Here is an 8,058-nt window from a genome sequence, read left to right as displayed (position 1 = left end):
TCGATGAACTGTGCCAGGCGCTCGACATCGAGCATCGGCTGACCAAACCTCGCCGTCCGCAGACGAACGGCATGGTCGAGCGCTTCAATGGGCGCATCAGCGAGGTACTCGCCACCCATCGCTTCGACAGCCGCGAAGCGCTGGAGGCAACGATTCATCGCTACGTCTGGCTGTACAATCACCACATTCCCCAGAAAGCCCTGGGGCATGTCCCGCCCATCGAGGCCATGAAAAGATGGTACAAAGAAAAACCGGAACTTTTCATAAAAGTGCCACGTAATCGTCCGGGACCTGACACATATTTTGCCTTCCATTCGATCCCAAGATAGGGAGCAAATTGACGGTTGATCTCATAATCATGCCCGGCCATGTCATGGCCGCCCTGATGGCCCCCACCGGCCAGCGCCAACACAGGCAAGGCGGCCAGCATCAAAACGCTCAGGGTTTTCTTCATCATCGGTTTCTCCTTAGGGTTGGTGAATAAGATCGGAGTTGCGCGTGGCGGCTTCTAGAACCACAGCCGCACACCCGCCACATAACGCGTTTCCCGGGTACGCTGTCCTTCGGCGCGCGCAAAATCGGCGGTCTGTCCGAACTTGCCAGCCCATTCGACGCCGACGTAGGGCGCGAACTGGCGCGAGAACTCGTAACGCAGGCGCAGGCCTGCCGCCGCATCGGCCAGCCCACTTCCCAGGCCACGCGCTTCATCGCGCTGGCCATACAGATTGACTTCCATGCGGGGCTGCAGAATCAGGCGCTGGGTGAGCAGGAGTTCGTACTCGCCCGACAGGCGCAGTGCCGTGCGTCCCGAGCTGCCGACGTAGGCGGTGGCATCGACATCGAACCAGTACGGCGCGAGTCCCCGGATGCCGAAAGCGAGCCAGGTCCGGTCAGGCCCCGTGCCGCTGTCCTGCCGCACCCCGAGTTGGGTGTCCCAGAACGGAGCCACCGCGTGGCCCCACAGGACCTCCGTGCGTGCCTCCTCCAGTTTGCCTTTGGCGACGTCACCCTCGGCCTTGAGGACCAGGCGGTCGTAGGTGCCGCCGAACCAGGCTTGCGCGTCATAGGCGGTCGCGTTCCCGTCCTTCGTGTAAACGCGCTCCAGGCGATCGAGGAGCACGCTGCCGAACGCATGTTCATCGGACAGCCGAAGTTGCCGTGGCCCGGGGAGTGCGTAAGGGCCCGACTCCAAAGTCAAGCCATTGGAATACGCGTGCGGATCACGGGCATCGGCGGGGGCGGGGCCGCCCTGCATGTTCATGCTGCCGTGGTCCATGGTGGCGCTCGCGGGCGATTCGGCTCGCGTTGGGGCTGGAGCCGTGCCCGGGTGCCCGGCATGGCCGCCGCCTTCCATCGTTGTTTGCGCCCAGACGGGTGCCGCACCGAGCAACACCAGCGCCGCAGTGAAGAGAGAACAGGGTTTCATGGCGAATCTTCTTTTGATCAGTTTCATGACACGACCACCACGCGGAACATGCCCATGTCCATGTGCAACATCAGGTGGCAGTGCCAGGCCCAGCGACCCAGGGCGTCGGCGGTCACGAGGAAGCTGACGCGCTGCGCGGGTTGAACCGGGATGGTGTGGCGACGCACCAGGAACTGCCCGTCGGGCGTTTCCACCTCGCTCCACATCCCGTGCAAATGCATCGGGTGCGTCATCATCGTGTCGTTGTGCAGGATGACGCGCACCCGCTCGCCGTACTTCAGGTGCACCGGCGTGCTCTTGCCGAACTCGAGGCCGTCGAGCGACCAGGTATAGCGCTCCATGTTGCCGGTGAGGTGCAGCTCGATCTCGCGCTCGGCCCCGCGAGGATCGAGAGGGCCGCCGATCGTTTTGAGGTCGGCCAGCGTCAGCACGCGCCGGCCGTTGTTGCGCAGGCCAATGCCCGGATCGTCAAGATTGGTGCGCGGCATGTCCACCCGCATATCCGTGCTTGGGCCGTATTCCGTGCGTGCGTGACGGACCGTGGCGCTGGGCTTGGCCATCGCGCCGCCTGTCATGCCATGCATCGCGTGCTGGCCGTGATCCATGGCCATCGCGCCATGGTTCATGCCGGACATGTCGTGCTTCATGCCCGGCATGTCGTGGCCCATCGCGCCGTGGTCCATCGCGCCCATGGCCGAGCCGCCATGCCCCATCGCGCCGTGGTCCATCGCGCCCATCATGTCGGCCATGGTGAGCCATTCGACGGGATCGAGCGCAGGCACGGCGGCGCTCAAGCCCTCGCGCACCGCGAGCGTGCCGCGGGCGAAGCCGGTTCGATCCATCGATTGCGCGAAGATCGTGTAGGCGTCCTCTCGGGGCGTGACGATCACGTCGTAGGTCTCGCCCGGCCCGAAGCGGAACTCATCGACGGTGACGGGCTCGACGTTCTGCCCGTCGCTTTGCACCACCGTCATCTTGAGCCCCGGGATGCGCACGTCGTAGAAGGTGTTGGCCGCGCCGTTGATGAACCGCAGACGCACGCGCTCGCCCGGCCGGAACAGGCCAGTCCAATTGCCGGCAGGGGTGACGCCGTTCATCAGGTAGGTCAAGGTCGCCGCCGAGAGATCGGCCAGATCGGTCGGGTTCATCCGCATCTGGTTCCACATCGCGCGCTTGTCGAGTGCGCGGGAAAGCCCCATGTCGGCGACGTCGCGGAAGAAGTCAATGGCCGTCGGCTGGTGGTAGTTGTAGTAGTCGCTCTGCACCTTGAGCTTGGCGAGCACCCGCATGGGGTCTTCGTCGGTCCAGTCGGACAGGTGCACGACGTAGTCCCGGTCGGCACGGATCGGGTCGGCATCGCGCGGCTCGACGATCAACGCCCCGTACATGCCGGTCTGCTCCTGCATGCCGGAGTGCGAGTGATACCAGTAGGTGCCGGTTTGTTCGAGGCGGAACTGATAAGTGAAGGTTTCGCCCGGGGGGATGCCCGGAAAACTGATACCGGGCACCCCGTCCATCTGGTAGGGCAGGATGATCCCGTGCCAGTGGATCGACGTGGCTTCGCGCAGGCGGTTGGTGACGCGGATGGTGACTGTGTCGCCCTCCCGCAGTTTGAGCGTCGGCGCCGGGATGGAGCCATTGATGGTGGTCGCCATCCGTGGCTTACCGGTGAAATTGACCGGCGATTCGCCGACCACCAGGTCGATGTTCGTGCCGCTGAGCACGGGCGCTGCACCCGTGCGCGTGTCGGACAGCCCCTGCGCCGCAGCACGCAGCCAGGGTGACAGGCCGATCATGACGCCGCCAGCGACCAAGCCGCGCACGAAACGCCGCCGAGCGGGCACCAACGGCAACGGTGAATGAAACGGTCTCAAGGGTGGCATGGGCTCCTCGCAATGAATTGCTGATTTCGTGGATGACATGCTAGAGGGCCACCCCTGTTAGGAAGCTGTCTGTCAGATTACATTTTTGTTATCATCGTGTCAGGTGCGCCCAAAATCGTCACACTAGCGGCTATTCGATATGGCGGAGCACCCTCATGAAAATACTGATCGTCGAAGATGAACCCAAAACGGGCGAGTACCTGCGTCAAGGCTTGAGCGAAGCGGGTTTCGTGGTTGATCTGGCGCAGGACGGCACGGATGGCCTGCACCTGGCCTTGCAGGGCGAATACGACCTGGTGATTTTGGATGTGATGTTGCCCGGCCTCGACGGCTGGCAGGTACTCCAGTCCTTGCGCCGTCGCGGCCTGCAGATGCCAGTGCTGTTCCTGACTGCACGCGATCAGGTGGAAGACCGCGTCAAAGGCCTTGAGCTCGGAGCGGACGACTATCTGGTCAAGCCTTTCTCCTTTGCCGAATTGCTGGCCCGCGTGCGCACGATCCTGCGCCGGGGGCGCAGTGGCAACGAGAGCACCGTGCTGCGCGTGGCCGACCTCGAACTGGACCTGCTGCGCCGACGCGTTTCACGCGGCGGGCGACGAATCAGACTGACGGCCAAAGAGTTCGGCTTGCTGGAACTGCTGATGCGCCGTCATGGCGAGGTCCTGCCCCGCTCGCTGATCGCCTCGCAGGTCTGGGACATGAATTTCGACAGCGACACCAATGTGATCGAGGTGGCCATCCGGCGCTTGCGCGCGAAGATCGATGATGGGCATGAGGTCAAGCTGATCCACACCGTACGTGGCATGGGTTACGTATTGGAAGCACCGCAGGAGCGCTGAATGTTGCGCTCCCTGTCACTGACGACCCGGCTCACCCTCTTCTTTACGTTGGCGGCGTCGGCCGTCGTGTTTGGATTGGCCTTGTTGGTCATCGCTGCATCCGAGCGGCATTTCATCGAGCTGGATCACATGGCGCTGCAGGACAAGCAGCACCTGATCGAGAATATTTTGGCGCGATCCAATTCGGCCGAGGACGCCAAGTGGCTGCTGCGTGAGGCATTGAGCCACCATCACGGGCTGTACGTCAGCGTCCATGATTCGAAAGGTGAAACGCTCTTCCAGTCCGAAGGATTTCGCCTCCCGCGCGAACTGTCACCGGCGGATGAAGGCAACGGCAACGACGCGCTGAAGCATTGGGCCGACGAAGGGCGAGCGTTTCGCGGGATGCTTGTCCGGGTTATTCCAGCCTATGACGCAACGACGCGGCTGGACATCCTTGTTGCCATGGACACGGCACATCACACACGGTTCATGCTGGAGTTGCGGCGCACCCTGATGACCTATGCCGTCGTGACGATCGTCATCTGTGGCTTGCTGAGCTGGTTTGCCGCGTACAAGGGGCTGGCGCCATTGCGTGCCATGAAATCCAGAGCCACCACGCTCACGAGCCAGCGGCTGCACCAGCGCATGCCGGTCGATGCGGTACCCATCGAAATGGCCGATCTGGCTCACGAACTCAACAAGATGCTGGACCGGCTGGAAGACGCGTTCACGCGACTGTCGGAGTTCTCGTCGAATCTGGCGCATGAGCTGCGCACCCCCCTGAGCAACCTGCTGACCCAGACCCAGGTCGCGTTGGCTACCCGGCGGGATGCCGATACCTACCGGGAGATCCTGGCTTCCAATGCCGAGGAACTGCAGCGTCTGGGCCGCATGGTGTCCGATATGCTGTTCCTCGCCAAGGCCGAACGCGGGATGATGCTGCCGAACCGGGAACGTTTCTCGGCAGCCGAGGAAACGCACGCCCTGATCGAGTTCTATGAGGCGGTCGCCGAGGAGAAGGGCGTCAGACTGGCTCAGCGTGGTGAGGGCGAGATCGTCGGTGATCGCTTGATGTTCCGCCGTGCCCTGAGCAATCTGCTTTCGAACGCGCTGCGCCACACCCCGCCACATGGCGAGGTCACGATCGAGATCAGCCAGTCTTCCCAAGCCACCCGGGTGAGCGTCGAGAACACCGGCGAGGACATCGACCCGAGGGTACTGCCGCGCCTGTTCGATCGGTTTTACCGTGCTGACCCATCGCGGTCACATCCGGAAACCGACGGCGCAGGGCTGGGATTGGCGATTACCCGCGCCATTATGCAAACCCATGGAGGATCGATCAGCGTGACGTCCGCGCAGGGCAGGACCCGGTTCTGCCTGGAGTTCCCAGGCGGAACCTGATGAGGTGAAGCAGTTGGGGCGAGCCAGCCCAAGTGCCTTTGGTCTGTGCGCTTTCGCAGAGGCAATGGCCCCGATCGCTGTTGAACCGACCGGGCTGACGGCTCCCGATCACGGATCAGCGTGAACGCTACGAAGAGTTTGAGAGAACTCGAGGGCGTGATCATGCGCCGGGGCCCGGTGCCATGGAGCGGCTTTGCCGTCATGTACCGAGGTGGCCTTGCTCTTGGCGATCCACGTCCTGACCGAGATCATGACTCGGACATGCGCTTTGCAACCACCTGCGCGCGAAAACCTCGGCCGGCTCCGGACGGGCGAAGTAATACCCCTGTGCTTCGTCGCAACCCAATGCCAGCAAGTGTTCCGCCTGCGCTGCCTCTTCCACACCTTCGGCCAGGGTCTTGAGGCCGAGGCTCTTCGCCATGGCAACGATGGCGGACACAATGGCGAGATCGTTGCGATCGGTCAGCATGTCCCGCACGAACGAGATGTCGATCTTCAGTTTATGAACGGGAAATCGCTTGAGGTAAGCCAGTGAGGAATACCCGGTGCCGAAATCATCGATGGACAGCGCAAACCCGGCCGAGGTCAGGGCGCGCGTGACCCTCCATCACCGAGATCGCGGCAGCCGAGAGCATTGACCGGGGGCATGCAAGTCGGATCGCGCAACTGACCCGGCTTGCACCTGACATCGTCGAGGCGTGCGTGGTGGAAAAGGCAGTCGGGCTTGTGCTGGAGCGCCTGATCCGGCGAGCCTTGCCATTGGATTGGGCAGCGCAGCGTGAAATTCCAGGGCGGGAATTCAGTCGTTGATATTGCCGGGGCGGCATGTCCCGCGCTCGCCTGCTTCAGGCACCGAGGCGCAGGATGCGCCGCGCACCGTTCAATACCAGCAGCGCGATGAGCGAGCCAATCACCAAATCGGGGTAACGCGATCCTGTCCAGGCGACCAACGCCCCGGCCGCGATCACCCCCAGGTTTGCCAGCACGTCGTTCGTGGAGAAAATCCAGCTTGCCTTCATGTGAGCGCCGCCTTTTCGATGACTGGAGATCAAGACAAGGCAGGTAACGTTTGCAATGAGCGCAACGAGCGCGATCCCCATCATGAGCGGTGGCTCGGGCTCGCTACCAAAGACGAAGCGGCGCAGCACCTCGGACATTGCGCCGAGCGCGAGCAACAGTTGCAGCCAGCCTGACAACCGCGCCGCCTTCAGCTGGTGCCCGGTATCACGGCCGACGGCGTAGAGCGCGAGCCCGTAGACGGCGGCATCCGCGAACATGTCCAGTGAGTCAGCCATGAGCCCCGTGGACTGCGCAATCCACCCGATCGTCACTTCGACGACAAACATGGCGGCGTTGATGGCAAGCAACCATTTGAGAACGCGAGACTCTTGCTCGGAGGACGGCTGGCTGTCGCTTTGCCCATCGACAGTGTGCGGGCCATTCGATTCAGTTGACGCAATGAGACGGGCGCCCAAGCCGAGACTTTCAAGCTTGCTTGCAATGGGTTCGACGGGGCCGTCGTGAAAAACACGCAACTCGCGCTTGCCAAGATCGAACTCGAGTGCGGCCAGCCCGCTCGTATTCTCGAGCGCGAGCCGGATCATGCGCTCCTCCGAAGGGCAGTCCATCTTCGGCACCGAGAACAGACTCATCCTTCCCGTCCCGGTCGGCGTGGCACCCGTCATGGACTCCGCCTTCCGCTCGGACGCACATCCGCAGGATTTCTGGCATTCATCAGTCATAGTCATTGGTCCTTGATTCTTCTCGTTCCTGATCCGGCGAGGCTCTTGCAGAAACCAGCAAGCATCCGGAGGGTATTTTGAGATTTAACACTCTATAGCTACTATAGAGTCAAGTCGATGATAAAAAGGGGTTGCAGCTATGCAGATCGGAGCGCTTGCCCGGCAAACCGGGTGTCCGATTCAAACGATTCGCTTTTATGAGCAGGAAGGACTCCTGCCGCCCCCGTCCCGGAGCGCGGGCAATTTCCGCTTATATGGCGACGCGCACGTCGAACGCTTGCTTTTCATTCGCCGCTGTCGTTCGCTGGACATGACGCTCGACGAGATTCGTGTGCTGTTGCGCCTCAAGAACGTGCCAACCCAAGATTGCAGTGAGGTCAACCGTGTTCTTGAGGCACACATCGAGCAGGTCGCGGTGCGTATCCAGGAACTGAGCGCACTTGAGCAGCGACGGCGTGACTACGCCAACGGGTACAAACCCAAGACGGTACTCACCCGCCTTGGTGAGCTGACCTTTCAGGTGCCCCAGGTGCGTTGCGGCGACTTCTACCCTTCTGCCCTCGAAAAAGGCACCCGCACCGATCAGGCGGTGCATCTGGCCCTGGCCGAGATGTACGTCCAGGGGGTCTCCACCCGCCGGGTGATCGAGGTACTGCAGCGCCTGCTGGGGCCGGAGATTTCGCTCTCCACCGCCCAGGTGAGCCGTGCCGCCGCCAGGCTCGACGAGGGGCTTGCGGCCTGGCGCGAGCGTCCTCTGGGCGAAGTGCCCTATCTCTTTCTGGATG

At 62.5% G+C, this 8,058-nt stretch carries 7 protein-coding genes and 2 pseudogenes; 5 read left to right on the top strand and 4 right to left on the bottom strand.

What is annotated here, in order from left to right; genetic code table 11:
• Positions 1-329, top strand: a 329-nt coding sequence (locus ASC37_RS11090; protein WP_141654682.1) for an integrase core domain-containing protein, incomplete at its 5' end; no start/stop codon positions are given.
• A gap of 179 nt (positions 330-508) precedes the next feature.
• On the opposite strand, the gene ASC37_RS11085 is transcribed toward ASC37_RS11090, so the two are convergent.
• Both ASC37_RS11085 and ASC37_RS11080 read right to left on the bottom strand, forming a co-directional pair.
• Positions 509-1,426, bottom strand: a complete 918-nt coding sequence (locus ASC37_RS11085; RefSeq protein ID WP_408646116.1) for a copper resistance protein B — start codon at positions 1,424-1,426, stop codon at positions 509-511.
• 23 nt (positions 1,427-1,449) lie between these two features.
• Positions 1,450-3,309 carry a copper resistance system multicopper oxidase gene (locus ASC37_RS11080; protein WP_055424422.1) on the bottom strand — a complete coding sequence of 620 codons (1,860 nt, stop codon included), beginning with the start codon at positions 3,307-3,309 and terminating at the stop codon, positions 1,450-1,452.
• A gap of 155 nt (positions 3,310-3,464) precedes the next feature.
• On the opposite strand from ASC37_RS11080, the gene ASC37_RS11075 reads away from it, so the two are divergent.
• Together ASC37_RS11075 and ASC37_RS11070 are read left to right on the top strand one after the other, a co-directional pair.
• Positions 3,465-4,148 (top strand): heavy metal response regulator transcription factor, encoded by a 684-nt coding sequence (locus tag ASC37_RS11075; protein ID WP_055424421.1) that lies wholly within the window; start codon positions 3,465-3,467, stop codon positions 4,146-4,148.
• Positions 4,149-5,531 carry a heavy metal sensor histidine kinase gene (locus ASC37_RS11070; RefSeq protein WP_055424420.1) on the top strand — a complete coding sequence of 461 codons (1,383 nt, stop codon included), beginning with the start codon at positions 4,149-4,151 and terminating at the stop codon, positions 5,529-5,531.
• Between the two features lie 199 nt (positions 5,532-5,730).
• Here the strand turns inward: ASC37_RS11070 and ASC37_RS11065 are convergent, their stop codons facing one another.
• Positions 5,731-6,120, bottom strand: a complete 390-nt coding sequence (locus ASC37_RS11065; RefSeq protein WP_082438493.1) for an EAL domain-containing protein — start codon at positions 6,118-6,120, stop codon at positions 5,731-5,733.
• A gap of 256 nt (positions 6,121-6,376) precedes the next feature.
• Positions 6,377-7,273, bottom strand: coding sequence for a cation transporter (locus ASC37_RS11060; protein WP_055424423.1), 897 nt, complete (start codon positions 7,271-7,273; stop codon positions 6,377-6,379).
• A 139-nt stretch (positions 7,274-7,412) separates the two neighbouring features.
• Between ASC37_RS11060 and ASC37_RS11990 the strand changes: the two are divergent.
• Positions 7,413-7,661: pseudogene (locus ASC37_RS11990) on the top strand (MerR family transcriptional regulator); the annotation flags it as partial.
• Positions 7,647-8,058, top strand: a pseudogene (locus tag ASC37_RS11055) (transposase); the annotation flags it as partial. The pseudogenes ASC37_RS11990 and ASC37_RS11055, both read left to right, overlap by 15 nt.

The organism is Tepidiphilus thermophilus (genome assembly GCF_001418245.1).
GTDB classification, from domain to species: domain Bacteria; phylum Pseudomonadota; class Gammaproteobacteria; order Burkholderiales; family Rhodocyclaceae; genus Tepidiphilus; species Tepidiphilus succinatimandens.
The sequence above is the reverse complement of the archived record's forward strand: the minus strand, read 5'-3'. Positions and strand labels throughout refer to the sequence as shown.